At 69.8% G+C, this 20,402-nt stretch carries 16 protein-coding genes; 5 read left to right on the forward strand and 11 right to left on the reverse strand.

The window, feature by feature from the left end; translation table 11 throughout:
- Position 1: 1 nt before the first annotated feature.
- From ACO2Q2_RS07270 to rmuC, 8 genes are all read right to left on the reverse strand, one after another.
- Entirely contained in the window at positions 2-331 is a 330-nt protein-coding gene (locus ACO2Q2_RS07270) for a HipA N-terminal domain-containing protein (RefSeq protein ID WP_423255097.1), read from the reverse strand.
- 173 nt (positions 332-504) lie between these two features.
- The gene (locus tag ACO2Q2_RS07275; RefSeq protein ID WP_423255098.1) at positions 505-2,151 is read right to left on the reverse strand and encodes an NAD(P)/FAD-dependent oxidoreductase; all 1,647 of its coding nucleotides are present in this window, start codon (positions 2,149-2,151) and stop codon (positions 505-507) included.
- A gap of 202 nt (positions 2,152-2,353) precedes the next feature.
- Entirely contained in the window at positions 2,354-2,578 is a 225-nt protein-coding gene (locus ACO2Q2_RS07280) for a hypothetical protein (RefSeq protein WP_423255099.1), read from the reverse strand.
- Between the two features lie 618 nt (positions 2,579-3,196).
- On the reverse strand, positions 3,197-3,703 hold the full coding sequence (locus ACO2Q2_RS07285) for a DUF1993 domain-containing protein (RefSeq protein WP_423255100.1): 507 nt from the start codon (positions 3,701-3,703) through the stop codon (positions 3,197-3,199).
- Positions 3,700-5,034, reverse strand: a complete 1,335-nt coding sequence (locus ACO2Q2_RS07290) for a TCR/Tet family MFS transporter (RefSeq protein WP_423255101.1) — start codon at positions 5,032-5,034, stop codon at positions 3,700-3,702. The genes ACO2Q2_RS07285 and ACO2Q2_RS07290 overlap by 4 nt, the downstream gene beginning before the upstream one ends.
- Before the next feature lie 84 nt (positions 5,035-5,118).
- Positions 5,119-5,457: a hypothetical protein gene (locus ACO2Q2_RS07295; protein ID WP_423255102.1), complete on the reverse strand. Its 339-nt coding sequence runs from the start codon at positions 5,455-5,457 to the stop codon at positions 5,119-5,121.
- Positions 5,454-6,053: a GTP cyclohydrolase I FolE gene (gene folE, locus ACO2Q2_RS07300; RefSeq protein WP_423255103.1), complete on the reverse strand. Its 600-nt coding sequence runs from the start codon at positions 6,051-6,053 to the stop codon at positions 5,454-5,456. Before folE ends, ACO2Q2_RS07295 begins: the two co-directional genes overlap by 4 nt.
- 192 nt (positions 6,054-6,245) lie before the next feature.
- A complete protein-coding gene (gene rmuC / locus ACO2Q2_RS07305) occupies positions 6,246-7,691 on the reverse strand; it encodes a DNA recombination protein RmuC (protein ID WP_423255104.1) in 1,446 nt (481 codons plus the stop codon).
- Positions 7,692-7,880: 189 nt separating this feature from the next.
- On the opposite strand from rmuC, the gene alaC reads away from it, so the two are divergent.
- Positions 7,881-9,116, forward strand: coding sequence for an alanine transaminase (gene alaC, locus ACO2Q2_RS07310; protein ID WP_423255105.1), 1,236 nt, complete (start codon positions 7,881-7,883; stop codon positions 9,114-9,116).
- Positions 9,117-9,214: 98 nt separating this feature from the next.
- Here alaC and ACO2Q2_RS07315 read toward each other — a convergent pair whose 3' ends face one another.
- The 3 genes from ACO2Q2_RS07315 to ACO2Q2_RS07325 all read right to left on the reverse strand — a co-directional run bounded on the left by ACO2Q2_RS07315 (position 9,215) and on the right by ACO2Q2_RS07325 (position 12,047).
- On the reverse strand, positions 9,215-10,072 hold the full coding sequence (locus ACO2Q2_RS07315; protein ID WP_423255106.1) for a UDP-2,3-diacylglucosamine diphosphatase: 858 nt from the start codon (positions 10,070-10,072) through the stop codon (positions 9,215-9,217).
- A 92-nt stretch (positions 10,073-10,164) separates the two neighbouring features.
- Entirely contained in the window at positions 10,165-10,788 is a 624-nt protein-coding gene (locus tag ACO2Q2_RS07320; RefSeq protein WP_423255107.1) for a GDSL-type esterase/lipase family protein, read from the reverse strand.
- An 11-nt stretch (positions 10,789-10,799) separates the two neighbouring features.
- Positions 10,800-12,047 carry an aminotransferase class I/II-fold pyridoxal phosphate-dependent enzyme gene (locus tag ACO2Q2_RS07325; protein WP_423255108.1) on the reverse strand — a complete coding sequence of 416 codons (1,248 nt, stop codon included), beginning with the start codon at positions 12,045-12,047 and terminating at the stop codon, positions 10,800-10,802.
- A gap of 135 nt (positions 12,048-12,182) precedes the next feature.
- Between ACO2Q2_RS07325 and rsgA the strand changes: the two genes are divergently transcribed.
- The 4 genes from rsgA (at position 12,183) to aceE (ending at position 20,245) form a co-directional block, all read left to right on the forward strand.
- A complete protein-coding gene (gene rsgA, locus ACO2Q2_RS07330; RefSeq protein ID WP_423255109.1) occupies positions 12,183-13,238 on the forward strand; it encodes a ribosome small subunit-dependent GTPase A in 1,056 nt (351 codons plus the stop codon).
- 205 nt (positions 13,239-13,443) lie between these two features.
- Entirely contained in the window at positions 13,444-14,709 is a 1,266-nt protein-coding gene (locus ACO2Q2_RS07335; RefSeq protein ID WP_423255110.1) for a flavohemoglobin expression-modulating QEGLA motif protein, read from the forward strand.
- A gap of 92 nt (positions 14,710-14,801) precedes the next feature.
- The gene (locus ACO2Q2_RS07340) at positions 14,802-17,084 is read left to right on the forward strand and encodes an NADP-dependent malic enzyme (protein WP_423255111.1); all 2,283 of its coding nucleotides are present in this window, start codon (positions 14,802-14,804) and stop codon (positions 17,082-17,084) included.
- A 434-nt stretch (positions 17,085-17,518) separates the two neighbouring features.
- Positions 17,519-20,245 (forward strand): pyruvate dehydrogenase (acetyl-transferring), homodimeric type, encoded by a 2,727-nt coding sequence (gene aceE, locus ACO2Q2_RS07345; RefSeq protein WP_423255112.1) that lies wholly within the window; start codon positions 17,519-17,521, stop codon positions 20,243-20,245.
- The last annotated feature ends 157 nt before the right edge of the window (positions 20,246-20,402 follow it).

Raw genomic sequence — 20,402 nt, forward strand, 5'->3', positions numbered from 1 at the left:
ATCAGGTGCCCCGAAGTTGCCGCGCTTTTTCCGCCGCGCTGTCGCCAAACAGGTCCGGCAGCGTGTCGAGAATTGGATGGTCCAGGCCGCCTGCCCGCATGTCGCGCGCCAGCGTCTGCTCGTTGTCGGGAAGCAGGCCCCACAGGAAGGCATCGATGGCGGCGTGCGGATGCTCGCTGCGGATCAGCGGCATCGACAGCGACAGCGCGATGGCGTCGGGCCGGCGCCGCCACGCGTCGTCGTAGGCGAAGCGCAGCCTTCCGGCGCGGTCGCGTTCGACCGTGCCCATCGGCGTGCCATTGAGGCAGGCGAGCAGGCGCGGCTTCGTCATCGCGGCCGGCCTGCTGACGACTCTCGCGCACGATGGCGCCGATGTCTTGCGGTGTCCGGATCTGCACGGTGGCATCCTCATGTCGCTGTACGGCGACATTTTGGATTGTCGCCGAACGCCGACATCTCAGCTTTGTCAGCGTACGGTGACAACAGGCGGGTTTTCTCTCGGGATCAGCCGCCCACCATGCTCCGTGCTACCGCCTCGGCCACCTTGATACCGTCGACGCCGGCCGAGAGGATGCCGCCGGCGTAGCCCGCGCCTTCGCCGGCCGGGTACAGGCCGGCGGTGTTGAGGCTTTGCAGTGTGTCGTCACGCTTGATGCGGATCGGCGAGGAGGTGCGCGTCTCCACCCCGGTGAACACCGCGTCGTGCATGGCGAAGCCCTTGATCTGCCGGTCGAACGCGGGCATCGCCTCGCGGATCGCGGCGATCGCGTAGTCGGGCAGCGCGCTGTCCAGGCTGCCCGGCGTCACGCCGGGCTTGAACGAGGGCAGCACCTCGCCGAACTCGCGCGAGGCGCGGCCGGCCAGGAAATCGCCGACCAGCTGGCCGGGCGCGTTGTAGTTCTCGCCGCCCAGCACGTAGGCGCGACTCTCCAGCGCGCGCTGCAGGGCGATACCGGCGAGCGGGCTGCCGCTGCCGTCGAACGGCACGAAGTCGCTCGGATCGATACCCACCACGATCGCCGCGTTCGCATTGCGCTCGTTGCGCGAGTACTGGCTCATGCCGTTGGTGACCACGCGGCCGATCTCGCTAGTGGCCGCCACCACGGTGCCGCCCGGGCACATGCAGAAGCTGTACACGGCGCGGCCGTTCCCGGCGTGATTACCCTTGGCGTGGTGCACCAGCCTGTAGTCGGCCGCGCCCAGCAGTGGATGCCCGGCCTGCGGCCCGAAGCGGGCGCGGTCGATGATCGCCTGCGGGTGCTCCACCCGAAAGCCGATCGAGAACGGCTTGGCCTCCACGTAGACGCTGCGCGCGTGCAGCATGGCGAAGGTGTCGCGCGCGCTGTGGCCCACCGCCAGCACCACATGATCGCTGCGGATTTCCTCGCCGCCGGCCAGCACCACGCCGCGGATGCGCTGGCGATCGGTGCCTTCGGCCTGCAGGATCAGGTCGTCCACCTTCTGCTGGAAGCGGATCTCGCCGCCCAGCGACTCGATCGTGCCGCGCATGTGCTCGACCATCGTCACCAGCCGGAACGTGCCGATGTGCGGCTTGTTGATCCACAGGATCTCTTCCGGCGCGCCGGCCTTCACGAACTCCTCCAGCACCTTGCGGCCGTGGTGCTGCGGGTCGCGGATCTGGCTGTACAGCTTGCCGTCGGAGAAGGTGCCGGCGCCGCCCTCGCCGAACTGCACGTTCGATTCCGGATGCAGGTTGCGCTTGCGCCACAGGTCCCAGGTGTCCCTGGTGCGCTCGCGCACCGCCTTGCCGCGGTCGAGGATGATCGGGCGAAAGCCCATCTGCGCCAGCACCAGCCCGGCGAACAGACCGCACGGCCCCAGCCCGATCACGATCGGCCGGTGCACCCGCGTCGCCGGTGCCTGGGCGACGAAGCGGTAGCGCGTATCCGGCGCGGGGTGGACGTGCGCATCGTCGGCGAAGCGCGCGAGCACGGCGGCCTCGTCGGCCACCTCGACATCCAGCGCATAGATCAGCGCGATCGCCCCGCGCTTGCGCGCGTCGTGGCTGCGCTTGGCCACGGTGAAGCCGCGCAGCTCGCCCTTGCCGAGCTTGAGCCGCGTGCGGATCGCCTGCTCCAGGTCGGCGCCGCGGTGATCCAGCGGCAGCTTGAGGTCGGTCAGTCGCAGCATGCGAGGGGGTGCCCGGTCGATCGGTCGGAGGGCCGCCGCGTCGGGCAGCCGTCCGGTCATTGTCCGGGCCGCGCCATGCCGGAACAAGGCGCGCCCGCGCGACGCAGGCGCGGGCAGCAAAGGACAGCACCCGGCGGGGTCGGCGGGCGGGGAAGGGGGGACCTTCCCCGCCGGGCGCTGAAAAGCGTGGCTCAGCGGGCGATCACGCCGCGAGCAGGGTACGAAACTGTTCGCCGGTCGCCTGCGGGTGCAGCAACAGCAGGCGGGTGCCGGCATGGCTGGCGCGACGGCGGGCGGCCACGCGGCACAGTTGGCCGTCGTTGCTGGAGATCGCAATGGCGTCGGCCGGTACGGACGGCACCGGATGACGACACACCATGCCGTGCTGGGGGCCGCCGACGATGACGTATTCGATGATCTGGTTCATGGCCGTGTACTCGCTGGGGTCAAACGCATGGATGTGATGGATGCGAAGCGAGAAGCGGTGATCGACATGGGGAGGGGAGCCGCCTTTCTCTTCGCTGGAGAAGATGCAGGGCGCAGGCCAGCGTGCCGGGGGCAAATGCGAGGTCGATCACAGTTCGCGCGGCTGCTGCGCGCAGTGCCGCGGCGATGGCCGCGCATCGGCGTCATGACCCGCGCGATCGCCATGGCCACGCATCGGCGCTTCCACGGCACGCCCGCCATCGGGGCAGGCGCAGCACCGGGGACGCAAAACGCTTGTCCGATGCGGGTTCCGCGCTGCCTTCGCGTGGGCCTGGCGGTCGCTCGCGGAACGCTGGAATGGCCTGACGCGCGCGCCATGAGGCCACGACGGTGGCGTGCCGGTCACGCGCCGGGAGGGGCGCGCAGTGGCCTTTCGTTCAGGGGAAAAGCGCCGTTTCTGCGCTGGAAAGGCCCGGCGCGGCCGGCGCCGTGACCCGATCTGACGTATCGCGTCACCTTCGGCCGGGAAAGTGACGCGAACGCGGTGACCGGGAGGCGCGCCCGACGCGGTCAGCGCCGTTCGGCGGTGGCTTGCGGTGCCGCCGCCGGGGCGGATCGATCAGCTGCGACCGAGGAAATCCTGCTTACCGATGTCGGTACCGGCTTCGCGCAGGATGTTGTAGGCGGTGGTGCAGTGGAAGAACAGGTTGGGCAGCACGAAGTCCAGCAGGTAGGCCAGGCCTTCGAAGTGCAGCTCGCCGCTGCGCATCTTCAGGTGGATGGCGCGGGTCTCGCTGCCGTCGATCTGCTCGGCGCTGAAGCCCTTCACATAGGCGATCGCGCGCTCGATGCGCTCGTACACCTGGGCGAAGGTGGTCTCGTTGTCCTCGAACGCGGTCGGCTCCACGCCGGCGAGGCGGGCCACGCCGCGGGTCGCCATGTCGCAGGCGATCTGCACCTGCTTGACCAGCGGCAGCATGTCCGGCACCAGCCGGGTCTGCAGCAGCGTGGCGTCTTCCACCTGCTTGCCCTGGGCGTGGGCGTGGCCTTTCCTGAGCACGGCCGAGAGGTTGTTCAGCGCGCGCACAGCGACGGGAACGGAAGCCTGGTACATCGAGATCGTCATGGGTGGTGCTCCGTGGTTTGGTGGGAGGGAAGGTCGCTCACCGCCAGATGCAGCGCGGCGGCGTGGGAAGCGTGGGCCGGGTCGATCGGCGTGGCCGGCAGCGGCTCGATCTCGCCGTGGCGCGTGGCGCGCACGGCGGCCAGCAGCGCGAACACCAGCAGCAGCGCGGCCAGCAGGAACACCGCGCCCGGCACGTGCATGCGGCTGGCCGGGGCGATCGACCAGGCAAACACCTGGGCGAACAGGTACGGTCCGAAGATGCCGGCGAAGCTGCCCAGCGAGGTGTTGGCGCCCTGCAGGCGGCCCTGCTCGGACGGCTCCACCTGGCGCGTCATGATCGACTGGATCGGCGGATTGGCCAAGCCCCACAGCGCCATCAGCGGAATGCCGAGCAGGAACACCCAGCCCTCGGTGGCCAGCCCCATCAGCGCGAACGAGACGATGCCGCAGAGCATGCCGAACAGCAGCACCGGTCGCTCGCCGAAGCGCGGGGTGAGCCGTCGCGTCAACAGCGCCTGCACCAGCCCGTCGCAGGCGCCCACCAGCATCAGCACCAGGCCCACCGTCTGCGGGCCCCAGTGGTAGCGATAGTCCGCGTACAGCACGAAGGTGATCTGCAGCGCGTAGTGCGCCAGGAACAACAGGAAGCTCGCCACGCCCATGCCCAGCAGTCGCGGCGTGCGGCGCAGCAGCTTGAGCGCGCCGATCGGATGCGCGGTATGCAGCTCGAAACGCGCGCTGCGCCGCCCCGGCGGCAGCGACTCGGGCAGCACGAACAGGCCGTAGAGGAAATTGCACAGCGCCAGCGAACCGGCCACGTAGAACGGTAGCCGCAGGTGCATCGCGCCCAGCCAGCCGCCCAGGCCCGGCCCCAGCACGAAGCCCACGCCGAACGCGGCGCCCAGCAGGCCGTAGGCGCCGGCGCGCTTCTCCTTCGGCGTGATGTCGGCGATGTAGGCGTTGGCGGTGCTGAAGCTGGCCGCGGTCATGCCCATCACCGTGCGGCCCACGAACAGCAGCCACAGCGTGGGCGCCAGCGCCAGCACGAAAAAGTCGATCGCCAGCCCGAAGTTGGAGATCAGGATCACCGGCCGCCGACCGAAGCGGTCCGACAGCGCGCCCTGGATCGGCGAGAACACGAACTGGGTGATCGCGAACACCGTGCTCAGCACGCCCACCCACCACGCGGCGCGGGCGGTGCCGCCGCCGATCAGCTGCTCCACCAGGTGCGGCAGCACCGGAATGATGATGCCGAAGGCCAGTATGTCCAGCAGCACCGTCACGAAGATGAAGGCGAGGGCGGCACGGCGGGGAGCGGGCGTGGAGGCCAAGGCGGTTCGGGGTCGACAAGCGCGGAGCGCGCACGATAACCGAAGCGGCGTTGCGCTCGCAGTGCCGGTTCGTCGTCGCGGATGTCATTGCGGCGGCTGGGCCAGCTCGCGCGCATCGAGTACGCCGTCGTGGTTGCGGTCCAGCCGGCGGAACTGGCGGCGCAGGTTGGCCCGGTGCTGCACCAGGGTCACCGCCCGGCCGCGCTGGCCGGGCAGTTCGGACGGCTCCAGCGTGCCGTCGTGGTTGCCGTCCATGGCGAGGAAGCCGGTGCTGAGGCGATCGACGTACTCCTGCGTGCTGACCCGGCCGTCGCCATCGCGGTCGAACAGCTTGAGGTAGGCCGCCGGCGTTGCCTGCGCCCGGGCCTGTGTCGCTGCCACGGCGCAGGCGACGGCCAGCAGCTGCAGCTGCTTCTTCTTCAACGGCCGCGCGGCACGCCGATGAACTGCAGGAACTCGCCGCGCGTGCGCGGGTCGTCGCGGAACGAGCCCAGCATCTGGCTGGTCACCATCGACACGCCGCGCTTGTGCACGCCGCGGGTGGTCATGCACTCGTGGCTGGCCTCGATCACCACGGCCACGCCGCGCGGCTTGAGCGTCTCGTTGATGCACTGGGCGATCTGCGCGGTGAGCTTTTCCTGCACCTGGAAGCGGCGCGCGTAACCCTCCACCACGCGGGCCAGCTTGCTGATGCCCACCACGCGGCAGGTCGGCATGTAGCCCACGTGGGCGCGGCCGATGATCGGCGCCATGTGGTGCTCGCAGTGGCTCTCGAACTCGATGTCGCGCAGCACGATCATCTCGTCGTAGCCCTCCACTTCCTTGAAGGTGCGCTTGAGGTACTCGGCCGGATCGTCGGCATAGCCGGAGAACCAGTCGCCGTAGGCCTTCACCACGCGCCTGGGGGTGTCCAGCAGGCCCTCGCGGGCGGGGTCTTCGCCGGCCCAGCGCAGCAGGATGCGCACGGCCTCTTCGGCCTGCTCGCGGGTGACGTCGTGACGCGGTGTGTGGTCGCTCACTGGTGTGTTCCTGGAACGGATCGAGACGGGAAGTCTAACGGGGCGGCGTATTGCGGGCCGCACCGACGGTGTTCGCGGGAGACGGGCGGTGCGGCTGCCTTGCCGTATCCGCCATCGCGGATACGGCAAACTCCGATCACCGGATGCCGCCGCCGCTGCGCCAGGTTGCCGCAGGTCGGGGCGGCGAGGGCCTCAGGCCTCGCCGGGTTCCTCGTCGTCCGGGTCCGGCGCGGCCAGCTCGTCGAGCAGCGGCGCCGCCGCCTCGCCCGGCAGCGACTCCACCTCGCGCAGGCGGCGCTCGATGGCGCGGGTGCGCACGCCGGTGGCGTCGATGTGGCGGCCGGCCTCGTCGAGCTTCTTCTTCACCTTGTCCAGCACGTCGCCGAACTTGCCGAACTCGGTCTTCACCGCGCCGAGGATCTTCCACACCTCGCTGGAGCGCTTGGCGATCGCCAGCGTGCGGAAACCCATCTGCAGGCTGTTGAGCAGGGCGCTGAGCGTGGTCGGGCCGGCCACCGTGACGCGGTGCTCGCGCTGCAGCTGCTCGAACAGGCCGGGGCGGCGGATCACCTCGGCGTACAGGCCCTCGGTGGGCAGGTAGAGCACGGCGAAGTCGGTGGTGTGCGGCGGCGCCACGTACTTGGTGTGGATGCGCCTGGCCTCCTCGCGCACGCGGGTCTCCAGCGCGCGGCCGGCGGCATTGGCGGCGTCGGCGTCGGCGATCTCCTGCGCGTCGAGCAGGCGCTGGTAGTCCTCCACCGGAAACTTCGCGTCGATCGGCAGGTAGACGTGGTCGCCCTCGTCCTGGCCCGGCATGCGGATGGCGAACTCCACCCGCTCGTTGCTGCCCGGCACGGTGATCACGTTGGCGGCGTACTGCTCGGCGGCGAGCATGTCTTCCAGCAGCGCGCCCAGCTGCACCTCGCCGAAGATGCCGCGCTTCTTCACGTTGGTGAGCACGCGCTTGAGATCGCCCACGCCGGTGGCGAGGTTCTGCATCTCGCCCAGCCCGCGCTGCACCGCTTCGAGCCGCTCGGACACCAGCTTGAACGACTGCCCCAGCCGCGTCTCCAGCGTGCTCTGCAATTTCTCGTCGACGGTGGCGCGCATCTTTTCCAGCTGCTGCGCGTTGTCCTGCTGCAGGGCCTGCAGCTGCGCTTCCAGCGTGGCGCGCACGTCGCCCATGCGCTTTTCGTTGTCGGCGGTGAGCGCGGCCAGGCGCTGCTGCTGCTGCTCGCCGAAGCGGGTCAGCGCCAGGGTCAGCTCCTCGCGGCTGCGGTGGGCGTCGCCGGCGAGGCGCTCGGCCAGTTTCTGCAGACCGGTGTCGGTGCGTTCGGTGAGCTGGCCCAGCCGCTGGCCGAAGCCGTCGATGCGCTCGGCCTGCTGTTGCGACACGGTGTTCAGCTGCTCGCCCACGTGCACGCGGAAACGGTCGAAGCCCTGCTGCAACTCCTCGCGCCCGGCGCGCTGTTCCTCGCGCAGGGTGCGCTGCAGGCGTTCGCCGTCGTCCTTGAGCGCGTCGAGCTTCGCCTGCAGGCCGGCGTCGCCGCGTCCGCGCCACAGCTGGACGACCTGCAGGGCCAGGCTCGCCAGCACGGCGATGACGAGGACGATCAGCAGCAGCGGGGTGAGGGGCATGACGGCCTCCGGCAAGCGAAGCGGCCATTCTACGGCCTGCCGTCTCAGCACCTGGGACCGACCGCTCGACGCGCGCCCCGCGGCCGGATTATCGTCGACGCATCCGGGTGCTCGCGTGGCCCGGCCAGGCCGCCCTGCGGCCGGCGTCGCTCGGACGGTTCCGGGCGCCTACGTACATTCGAGGTCATCATGAGCGAGCCCGCGTCCCCGCGCCGTTTTGCGCGCATCGAACGTCTTCCCCCCTACGTGTTCAACATCACCGCCGAGCTGAAGATGGCGGCGCGCCGCCGCGGCGAGGACATCGTCGACTTCAGCATGGGCAATCCCGACGGCGCCACGCCGGCGCACATCGTGGACAAGCTGTGCACGGTGGCGCAGCGGCCGGACACCCACGGCTACTCCACCTCCAGGGGCATCCCGCGGCTGCGCCGGGCGATCGCGCACTGGTACGCCGAGCGCTACCAGGTGGAGATCGATCCCGAGCGCGAGGCGATCGTCACCATCGGTTCGAAGGAGGGCCTGGCGCATCTCATGCTCGCCACGCTCGATCGCGGCGACACCGTGCTGGTGCCCAATCCCAGCTATCCTATCCACATCTACGGCGCGGTGATCGCCGGCGCGCAGATCCGCTCGGTGCCGATGGCGCCGGGCATAGACTTCTTCGCCGAGCTGGAGCGCGGCATCCGCGAGTCGATTCCCAAGCCGAAGATGATGATCCTGGGCTTCCCCTCCAACCCCACCGCGCAATGCGTGGAGCTGGATTTCTTCGAGCGGGTGATCGCGCTGGCCAGGCAGTACGACGTGCTGGTGGTGCACGACCTGGCCTACGCCGACATCACCTACGACGGCTGGAAGGCGCCCTCGATCATGCAGGTGCCCGGCGCCAAGGACATCTCGGTGGAGTTCTTCACCCTGTCCAAGAGCTACAACATGGCCGGCTGGCGGATCGGTTTCATGGTCGGCAACGCCGAGCTGGTCGCCGCGCTGGCGCGCATCAAGAGCTACCACGACTACGGCACCTTCACCCCGCTGCAGGTGGCCGCAATCGCCGCGCTGGAAGGCGACCAGCAATGCGTGCGCGATATCGCCCGGCGCTACCAGCTGCGCCGCGACGTGCTGGTCAAGGGTTTGCACGAGGCCGGCTGGATGGTGGAGAACCCGCGCGCCTCGATGTACGTGTGGGCGAAGATTCCCGCACCCTACGCGCACCTGGGCTCGCTGGAGTTCGCCAAGAAGCTGCTGGCCGAGGCCAGGGTGTCGGTGTCGCCCGGCATCGGCTTCGGCGACTACGGCGACGACCACGTGCGCTTCGCCCTGATCGAGAACCAGGACCGCACCCGCCAGGCGGTGCGCGGCATCAAGGCGATGTTCCGCAAGGACGGCCTGCTGCCGGCCGTTGCCAGGGCGCCCGACGCGGCGGGCTGATCGGGATCGTCTGATGGGAGCGGCTTCAGCTGAAGCCGCGACTCGCTTCCGCTGCGGATCGCAGCCGGGTCGCTGCGGATTGCCGTGAGCGCCCTGCCTCAGGCCGCCGGCCGCAGTTCGTCCAGACTGCGCCGGCGTCGGGCCAGCGGCGCCAGCGCCAGCGCGGTGGCGGGCGAGGGCAGGATCAGCTCACGGCTGGCGCGGCCCAGTGCGGTGGGCTGCTCGCTCCAGTGGATCAGCTCCATCGCGCCGGTGTGGTCTTCCACCAGTGCGGTGCAGTGCTCCACCCAGTCGCCGTCGTTGAGGTAGAGCACGCCGTCGATGTCGCGCACCTGGCCGAAGTGGATGTGGCCGCAGATGTGGCCGTCGAAGCCGCGCTCGCGGGCGTCGTCGGCCACGCGTTGCTCGTAGGCGCGGATATAGGCCAGCGCCTTGCGCACGTGCGACTTCACGATGATCGACAGCGGCAGGTAGGGCATGTCCATGCGCCGGCGCCACGCGTTGACGCGGCGGTTGCCCCAGCAGACGAAGCGGTGCATCGCCTCGCCCAGGTGCAGCATCCAGCCGCGGCCGATCTGCGCGGGGTCGAACTCGTCGCCGTGGCTGACCCGGTAGCGGCGCCCGTCGGCGCCTTCGTGCACCGCCTCCAGCGCGATCCGCACGCCGCCGACATCCTGCCCGGCCAGGCCGCGCAGCGCCGCGTCGTGGTTGCCGGGGATGTAGGTGACCTCGACGCCGCGGCGGGCCATGTCGAGCACTTCGGCAATCACGGCGCCATGCTCGGCCTGCCATCCCATGCGCTTGCCCAGCGCTTCCAGGTCGATGATGTCGCCCACCAGGTACAGCCGCTCGCAGCGCAGCTGGCGCAGGAAGTCCAGCAGGTAGACTGCCTTGCAGTCGCGCGTGCCCAGGTGGACGTCGGAGATGAAGGCGCTGCGGCAGCGAAAGGTGGCCATGGCGTCGGTTCCCGGTGTGATCCGGGGCACCAGTGTCGGCGTGGCGCATCACCGCGCGATGGCGACGGGATTGCAGTGCGGTTGCCGCCGCCTCAGCGCAGTGCGCGGCGCGCAGCCGGGGCGATCCGCTCGATCCAGCGTGCGTACTGTCGTGCGTCGGGGTGCAGGCCGTCCTCGACCAGCTCGTCCGGGTGCTCGCGCGACAGGTCGGTGATGTCGACGAAGGCGGCGCCGGCCGCTTCGGCCGCCGCGCGCGCCAGTGCGTTGAAGCGGTCCAGCGCCGCGCCGATCGCCGCCGCGTCGTGCCCATGCTCGCGGGCGAAGCGGGTGACGCCCCAGTCGGGGATCGACACCGCCACCACGCGCCCGGGTCGGTCGCCGGCTAGCGTCACCGCGCGCCCCAGCAACTGGCGAAACTCGCCGATGTAGTCATCCGCGCTGCGGCCGCGGTACTGGTTGTTCACGCCGATCAGCAATGTCACCAGGTCGTACGCCGGCGCCAGCTGCGCCGCGTCCATGGCGGCCGCCAGATCGTCGGTGGTCCAGCCGGTGGCGGCGACGAGGCGCGGCGGCTCCAGTGCCATTCCCTCTGCCCTCAACTGCCGTGCCAGCTGCATCGGCCAGCGCGAATCCTCCGGCACGCCTTCGCCGATGGTGTAGGAATCGCCCAGGGCGAGATGGCGCAGCGGATCCGCCGCACGGGTCGGTGTGCTCATGGGGTGGGCGCTCAGCCGGCCACCGCCATGCGCGGCGCCGGCTGCCCGGCGGCCATCCGGGCCAGCACGCGTTCGATCCGCACGAACACCTCGCGCAGGTCGTGCGGCGGCGGCAGCAGGGTGAGCCGGAACTGGCGGCTGCACGGCACGTTGAAGCTGGCGCCCGGCACCACCAGCACCGACTCGCGTTCGAGCAGGCGCAGGGCGAAGTCGCCGTCGTCGAACAGCGGCAGGCGATCGGCGCGCACGGCCGGGAACGCATACAGTGCGCCCTCGGGGGCGACCAGCTGCAGATAGTCGCTGGCGGCGACGCCTTCGATCACCGCCCGGCGCGCCTCGTGCAGCCGACCGCCCGGCGCGGTGAGCGCGTGGATCGTCGGCGCGCCTTGCAGCGCCGGCAGCACCGCCCACTGTGCGGTGGCGTTGGCGCACAGGCGCAGCGCGGCGAGCAGCTGCAGCGCGTCGCGGTATTCGGCGGTGCGCGCGGGATCGCCGGACAGGCTCATCCAGCCGATGCGGTAGCCGCAGGCGCGGTGCACCTTGGACAGCCCGCCGAAGCTCACGCACGGCACCTCGCCGGCGACGTCCGCCAGCGGCTGGAACACCGCGTCGTCGTAGAGGATCTCGTCGTAGATCTCGTCGCACAGCAGCAGCAGGCGATGCCGCGCGGCGATCGCCACCAGTTGCTCGAGCAGCGCGCGCGGATAGACCGCACCGGTGGGGTTGTTCGGATTGATCAGCACCAGCGCGCGGGTGCGCGGCGTGACCAGCGCCTCGATCTCGGCCGGGTCGGGCAGGTGGCCGTTCTGCGGCAGGCAGCGGTAATAGCGCGGCGTGCCGCCGTTGAGGATGGTGGCGGCGCTCCACAGCGGATAGTCCGGGCTGGGCAGCAGCACCGCGTCGCCGGTCTGCAGCAGGGCGCGCAGGCTGATGTCGATCAGCTCGCTGACGCCGTTGCCGATGACGATGCGTTCGACCTCCACGCCGCGCGCACCGCGGGCGCGCTGCTGCTCTGCGATGGCGGCACGTGCCTCCTCCAGCCCCTGCTCGTGGCCGTAGGCTTCGCTGTCGCCCAGGTGCGTGGCGATCGCCTCGCGCAGGTGCGCCGGCGTGTCGAAGCCGTAGCGGGCGGGGTTGCCAATGTTGAGCTTGATGATCGGCCGACCCTCGGCCTCCAGGTCGCGCGCGCGCCGCGTCAAGGCGCCGCGGATGTCATAGCGCACGTTCGCCAGGTGCGTACTGGGTTCGATCGGGGCCAACGAGGGTTCCTTCGCTTTGCTGCACCGGCGCTTGCCGCCGGTGGTCGGGCGATGCTAGCAGCCTGTCGGGCTTGGGTGGAGCCGAATCCGGGCGTGATATCGGCCGACCGCGGGGCAGGGCATAATCGCCCGACCATGAGCGATGCCCCGATCATCGAACGCTTGCGCCGCATCGGCTGGCGCGGCAACGAGCTGCCCGCCGACGGCCTGCGGCTCGCCCGCGTGGTCGCCCAGCATCGGGCCGGCTACGAGCTGCACGACGGCGAGCAACTGTTCGGTGCGCAGCCGGCCGGGCATTTCCTCAAGCGTGGCCTGGATCCGTCCGAGCGCCCGGCGGTGGGCGACTTCGTCGAGTTCGAACCGGGCGCGCCGCCGCACATCCAGCGCGTGCTGGAACGCCGCACGGTGCTGTCGCGCGCGGCGGCGGGCGAGCGCTACGAGCGGCAGATCATCGCCACCAACATCGACTACGTGCTGGTGCTCACCGGGCTGGATGGCGACTTCAACGCCGCGCGCATCGAGCGCTATCTCACCCTGGTGGAGGACTCCGGCGCCCAGCCGGTGGTGCTGCTGAGCAAGCTCGACCTGCTCGGCGATGCCGCCGCGCGCCTGGCCGAGCTGCGCGCGCGGCTGCCGGCCACCACGCCGATCCACGCCCTCAACGGCAAAAGCCGCGACAGCGTCGGGTTGCTGGCGCCCTACCTCAAGCCGGGCGACAGCGCGGTGCTGGTGGGCTCCTCCGGTGCGGGCAAGTCCACCCTCACCAACACCCTGCTCGGCACCGACACGTTGGCCACCGCCGCGGTGCGCGCGCACGACAGCCGCGGCCGCCACACCACCACCCATCGCGCGCTGCTGCAGCTGCCCACCGGTGGCTGCCTGATCGACACGCCGGGCATGCGCGAACTCAAGCTCACCGGCGAGGAAGAGCTCGACCTGTTCGCCGACATCGAGGTGCTGGCCGAAACCTGCCGCTTCGCCGACTGCGGCCACGGCAGCGAACCCGGCTGCGCGGTGCAGCGGGCGCTGGACAGCGGCGACCTCGCCCCCGAGCGCTGGCGCAACTACCTCAAGCTGCGCGACGAGCGCGAAGACCAGGCGGCCATGCTGGAGGCCCGCCTGCGCCGCCAGCGCGGCGGCCGGCCGATCGACCGTCCGCACGGCCAGCGCGGCCAGCGCGAGCGGGATTGAGCGGGCAGCGTCATGTCGTCCAGTCGCCCGCCACCGCATGCAAAGCTGATCGGCATGACCATTTTCATTCCGGGGCCGGCGGTGGCCGTCAGGGCCTGGCGCGTGATCGCCGAGCAAGCCCCGCCCCTCGCGGTGCTCCTGCCTGCGGCGGTCATGCCCTTGCCGGTCGCCGCGCTCGCGCGCAGGTCGCGGAGCCGCTAGCGCGATGGATGCATCGGCCACCGGCGACCTGAGCCGCTACGCCGCGCTCGACCAGCGCCTGCTCGCCGCGGTGCGGCCGATCCGCATCCTGCCCACGGTGGCGTGGCCGGCCTCGCTGGAGCGGCGGATGATCGAGGCCTACACCGCTGGCCGGCTCAGTCTGCCCGAGGTGCGCTACACGCCGCCGGACCTCGCCGCCGCGCGCGCCGAGTTGGCGGCGATCGAGCGCGAGGCCGGGCACGACGATCCGCTGGGCAAGTACCTGTGCCGCACCGCCGAGTCGTGGCGGATCGCCGCCGAGCTGCTGGAGGCGGTGGGCACGGCTGGCGTCACCGCGCCGTCGATCGTGCTGTACGGCCACCCCGGCGACCTCATTCCCGGCAGCAGCAAGAGCAACCTGGACGCGGCGCGCTACTTCGTCGAGCTGGCCGACGAGCTGGGCGCCGACCTGCTGGCCGACGACGTCACCGCCGACATCCCAGCGGACACCCTGCGCGCCGATCTGGCGCAGACGCTGGACGCGTTCTTCGGCCCCGGCATGATTTCGGTGGAGATCGATCCCGAGCTCACCGCCAAGGCCGCCGCCGGCGCCACCCGCATCCGCCTGCGCGGCGGCACCGCCTTCAGCGACTATGACCGTCACCAGCTGCTGGCGCACGAGGCCTTCGTGCATTCGCTCACCGCGCTCAACGGCCGCGCGCAGCCGCTGCTGGCCTCGCTGGCGCGCACCTCGCCGCGGGTCACCGCCACCCAGGAGGGGCTGGCCGTGTTCGCCGAGCTGATGTCCGGCGCCATCGACATCTCCCGCCTCAAGCGCATCAGCCTGCGCATCCTGGCGATCGACATGGCGTTGCGCGGGGCGGATTTCGTCGAGGTGTACCGGTTCTTCCTGCAGTGTGGCCAGTCGGTGGCGGACAGCTTCCACTCGGCGCAGCGGGTGTTCCGCGGCGTGCCGCTGACCGGCGGCGCCGCGTTCGCCAAGGACAACGTGTATCTCGCCGGCCTGCTGGCCGTGCACACGTTCTTCCGCTGGGCACTGAAGCAGCGGCGCATGGACCTGCTGCGCCACCTGTTCGCCGGCAAGCTGGCGTTGCACGACGTGATCGCGCTGGAGCCGCATTTCGCCTCCGGCGCAATCGTGCCGCCACGCTGGCTGCCGCCGTGGATGCAGCACGTGCACGGGCTGGCCGGCAAGCTGGCGTTCTCGCTGTTCGCCAACCGCATCCACATGGACCGGGTGCAGGCCGAGGGGCTGTCGCTGGGCCCGTGAGGCACGGCGAAAGTGCGGCGTCGCACAGCGGGCGGCGGCGGTCGCGGTGCTACCATCTGGCCTCTTCGCATCCCGGATCATCGACTCGCCCCATGGCCAATCCTCCCGAGGAACTCAAGCACGCCGCGCTCGAATACCACCGGCTGTGCCCGCCCGGCAAAATCAGGGTCACCGCGACCAAGCCGATGGTCACCCAGCGCGACCTGGCGCTGGCCTACTCGCCCGGCGTGGCCTACGCCTGCGAGGCCATCGTGGATGATCCCAACGCGGCCAGCGAGTTCACCGCGCGCGGCAACCTGGTGGCGGTGATCACCAACGGCACCGCCGTGCTCGGCCTGGGCGACATCGGTCCGCTGGCCGGCAAGCCGGTGATGGAAGGCAAGGGCGTGCTGTTCCAGAAGTTCGCCGGCATCGACGTGTTCGACATCGAGTTGAACGAGCGCGACCCGGACAAGCTGGTCGACATCATCGCCGCGATGGAGCCCACCTTCGGCGGCATCAACCTGGAAGACATCAAGGCGCCGGAGTGCTTCATCGTCGAGCGCAAGCTGCGCGAGCGGATGAAGATCCCGGTGTTCCACGACGACCAGCACGGCACCGCGATCATCGTCGGCGCCGCCGTGCTCAACGCGCTGGAAGTGGTCGGCAAGGACATCGGCAGCGTCAAGGTCGCCACCACCGGCGCCGGCGCCGCCGGCATCGCCTGCCTGGACATGCTGGTGGCGCTGGGCGTGAAGAAGGAACACATCACCGCCTTCGACCGCGAGGGCGTGATCTACACCGGCCGCGACCACCTCGATCCGGACAAGGCGCGCTACGCGCGCGACACCGACAAGCGCACGCTGGCCGAGATCGTGGCCGGCGCGGATGTGTTCCTGGGCCTGTCCGCCGGCGGCATCCTCAAGCCGGAGATGGTCGCCACGATGGCCGACAAGCCGGTGATTCTGGCGCTGGCCAACCCGAACCCGGAAATCTCCCCGACCGACGCGAAGGCGGTGCGACCGGACTGCATCATCGCCACCGGCCGCTCGGACTATCCGAACCAGGTCAACAACGCGCTGTGCTTCCCGTACATCTTCCGCGGCGCGCTGGACGTGGGCGCCACCGGCATCAACGAGGCGATGAAGCTGGCATGCGTGCGCGCCATCGCGCAGCTGGCGCGCGAGGAAGCGGCCGACCTCGGCAGCGCCTACGGCGAGGACATTCCCTCGTTCGGCCCCGACTACCTGATCCCGCGTCCGTTCGATCCGCGCCTGCTGGTGATGCTGGCGCCGGCGGTGGCGCAGGCGGCGATGGATTCTGGCGTGGCCATGCGGCCGATCGCCGACATGGACGCCTACCGCGAGAAGCTCGGCCAGTTCATCTACCGCACCAGCCTGATCATGAAGCCGGTGTACGAGCGCGCGCGTGCCGACCGCAAGCGCGTGGCCTACGCCGAGGGCGAGGAAGAGGTGGTGCTGCGCGCGGTGCAGACGGTGGTCGACGAGCGGCTGGCCCATCCGATCCTGATCGGTCGCCCGGACGTGATCCACGCACGCATCCAGCGCCTGGGCCTGCGCCTGCGCGAGGGCGTGGATTTCGAGCTCACCAACATCAACGACGACCCGCGCTTCAACGACTACTGGCAGCAGTACCACTCGCTCACCGAGCGCCGCGGGGTCACGCCGGCGGCGGCGAAGAACCTGATGCGTTCGCGGCCCACGCTGATCGCCGCGCTGATGGTCGAGCGCGGCGAGGCCGACGCGCTGATCTGCGGGCTGGTCGGCCGCTTCCACAAGAAGCTCGGCTACCTGCGCAGCGTGTTCGACCTGGACCCGGGCGTGCAGTGCACCTCGGCGATGACCGGCGTGATCAACGATCGCGGCGCGTGGTTCTTCGTCGACACCCACGTGCAGGTCGATCCCACCGCCGAGCAGATCGCCGAGGCCACGCTGCAGGCCAGCTACCGCCTGAAGCTGTTCGGCATCGAGCCGAAGGTTGCGCTGCTGTCGCACTCCAACTACGGCAGCCACGAGAACGCCAGCGCGGCGAAGATGCGCAAGGTCTGGCAGATCCTCAAGGCGCGCTACCCGAAGCTGGAGGTGGACGGCGAGATGCAGGCCGACACGGCTTGGGACGAGACGCTGCGCCAGCGCATGTTTCCGCACACCACGCTGAGCGGCCGCGCCAACCTGTTCGTGATGCCGAACCTGGATGCCGCCAACATCGTCTACAACATGGTGCGGGTGATGACCGACGGCGTGGCGATCGGCCCGATCCTGATGGGCGTGGACAAGAGCGCGCACATCCTCACCCCGGCCTCCACCGCCCGTCGCGTCGTCAACATGACCGCCGTGGCCGCGGTGGATGCGCAGATCCGCACTGCGCGCGCGTAGCTCGCGCGAAAAGCGAAAAATGGAGTCGTTTCTTTTCACCGCGAGGGGTGTTGTTTCAGGCATTCCTGGCGGTCGATGGAAAAAGGCCTGCCCCTCCCTTCCATTCGCCCTTGCACGGACGTCCCGAATTGGCGGCCATCGCGCGCGCCCGCTAGAATCGGTCAGTCAACGTCGACCGACAGCCTAGGAGCCTGTCGGGCTTTGGTCGGCCGGGCTGCGAATCCGGCGGTGCGGGCCATATTCCTGCCGCTTCTTGGCCCATGGAATCTCCATGGGCCGGCGAATCGTCAGAAATCTGTCCTCGCACCGCCGAATTCTCGCCTCGACCACCAAAGCCCGACAGGCTCCCAGACTGCGGCGATGTCCCCGCTTCGCTACCCCGGCGGCGCGCGAACCCCACCCATGCCAGCGCCCCCGGCGCTGCGGAGACCTCCATGGATCAGCTCGACGACATCCTCCACCAGGACATCGACCCCACCGAAACCCGGGAGTGGATCGAATCGCTCAATGCGGTGATCAGCCACGACGGCACCGAGCGCGCACATTACCTGCTGGAGAAGATGGTCGACTCGACGCGGCGCGCCGGCGGCTACCTGCCGTTCGATCCCACCACCGAGTACGTCAACACCATCGCGCCGCCGAACGAGGCCAAGTGCCCCGGCGACGCCGCCATGGAATGGCGCATCCGCACGCTGATCCGCTGGAACGCGATGGCGATGGTGGTGCGCGCCAACCGCAAGCCCGGCGAGCTGGGCGGCCACATCGCCAGCTTCGCCTCGTCGGCCACGCTGTACGACGTGGGCTTCAACCATTTCTGGCGCGCGCCCAGCGCCGATCACCCGGGCGACCTGGTGTTCCATCAGGGCCATTCCAGCCCGGGCGTGTACGCGCGCTCCTTCCTCGAAGGGCGCATCGCCGAGGAGCAGATGGACCTGTTCCGCATGGAAGTGGTGGGCAAGGGCCGCGGCCTGTCGTCCTACCCGCATCCGTGGCTGATGCCGGACTACTGGCAGGTGCCGACGGTGTCGATGGGCTTAGGTCCGATCCAGGCGATCTACCAGGCGCAGTTCTGGAAGTACCTGGAGCACCGCGGCCTGATCCCCAGGAGCGACCGCAAGATCTGGTGCTTCCTCGGCGACGGCGAGACCGACGAGCCGGAGAGCCTGGGCGCGATCTCGCTGGCCGGCCGCGAAGGGCTGGACAACCTGATCTTCGTGATCAACTGCAACCTGCAGCGCCTGGACGGTCCGGTGCGCGGCAACGGCAAGATCATCCAGGAGCTGGAGGGCGTGTTCCGCGGCGCCGGCTGGAACGCCATCAAGGTGATCTGGGGCAGCTACTGGGACCCGCTGCTGGCGCGCGACACCTCCGGCACGTTGCGCAAGCTGATGATGGAAACCGTCGACGGCGAGTACCAGGCGTGCAAGGCGTTCGGCGGCAAGTACACGCGCGAGCACTTCTTCAACAAGTATCCGGAGACCGCGCAGCTGGTCGCCAACCTGTCCGACGACGACATCTGGCGCCTCAACCGCGGCGGCCACGATCCGCACAAGGTCTACGCGGCCTACCACGCGGCGGTGAACACCCAGGGCATGCCCACGGTGATCCTGGCCAAGACGGTCAAGGGCTACGGCATGGGGTCGGCCGGCGAGTCGCAGAACCCGACCCACCAGCAGAAGAAGCTCGATGCCGACGCGGTGCGCCACTTCCGCGACCGTTTCAACATCCCGGTGCCGGACGACAAGCTGGCCGACGTGCCGTACTACCACCCCGGCAAGGATTCGCCGGAAGTGCAGTACATGCTCGAGCGCCGCCGCGCGCTGGGCGGCGCGCTGCCGCAGCGGCGCCGCAAGGCCGACACCAGGCTAAAGGCGCCGGAGCTGTCCGCCTTCGAGCAGATCACCAAGGGCACCGGCGAGCGCGAGATCTCCACCACCATGGCGCTGGTGCGCGGCATGAACCTGCTGCTGCGCGACAAGCAGATCGGCGAGCGCGTGGTGCCGATCGTCGCCGACGAGGCGCGCACCTTCGGCATGGAAGGCATGTTCCGGCAGATCGGCATCTACGCGCCGTTCGGCCAGAAATACCGCCCGCAGGACGCCGACCAGTTGCTGTACTACCGCGAGGACCAGAAAGGCCAGGTGCTGCAGGAAGGCATCAGCGAGGCGGGCGGCATGGGCGCGTGGATGGCTGCGGCCACCAGCTACAGCATCTCCAACGTGGCGATGCTGCCGTTCTTCATCTACTACTCGATGTTCGGCTTCCAGCGCATCGGCGACCTGTGCTGGGCGGCGGGCGACATGCGCGCGCGCGGCTTCCTGATCGGCGGCACCGCCGGCCGCACCACGCTCAACGGCGAGGGCCTGCAGCACGAGGACGGCCATTCGCACCTGATGGCCGGCGCGATCCCCAACGTGCGCGCCTACGACCCCACCTTCTCCTACGAGGTGGCGGTGATCCTGCAGGACGGCACCCGCCGCATGATGCAGGAGCAGGAGGACATCTATTACTACATCACCGTGATGAACGAGAACTACCCGCACCCGGACATGCCGGCCGGCTGCGAGGAAGGCATCATCAAGGGGATGTACCTGTTGCGGGACTCGGGACTCGGGACCCGGGACTCGGGGAAAGGCAAGGGCAAGAGCAAGGCGACCGCGCCGTGCGTGCAGCTGCTGGGCTCGGGCACGATCCTGCGCGAGGCGATCGCCGCCGCCGAGCTGCTGGAGAAGGATTTCGGCGTGCACGCCGACATCTGGTCGTGCCCCAGCTTCAGCGAGCTGCGCCGCGACGGCTTCGACGCCGAGCGCTGGAACCGCCTGCATCCGGAAGCCGAGCCGCGCGTGCCGTACGTCACCGGCCTGCTGCAGGAGCGCGCCGGTCCGGTGATCGCCGCCACCGACTACGTGCGCGAATTCGCCGACCAGATCCGCGCGTTCATCCCCGAGGACAAGCGCTACACCGTGCTGGGCACCGATGGCTTCGGCCGTTCGGATACCCGCGTGCACCTGCGCGATTTCTTCGAGGTCGACCGCTATTGGATCGCCCACGCCGCACTCGCCTCGCTGGCGAGGGACGGCCTGGTCAACGCCAAGGACGTGGCCCGGGCGATCAAGGAATACAGGCTCGACCCGGAGAAACCGAACCCGCTGACCGTCTGATCGGTCGGCGTCACGCACCGGTAAAAAGCCCGCCGAATGGCGGGCTTTTTATCCCAAGCGGACTGGAGAGATTGTCCGAGGCGCGCTCAGAGGCTGAGAAAAATTCGGCCGCCGTAGCGAGAGCGCCGCCGGCACGGGCGTTTGGCGGCGGTCGCAG

The organism is Dyella sp. KRB-257 (assembly GCF_049445995.1).
GTDB lineage: Bacteria > Pseudomonadota > Gammaproteobacteria > Xanthomonadales > Rhodanobacteraceae > Dyella_A.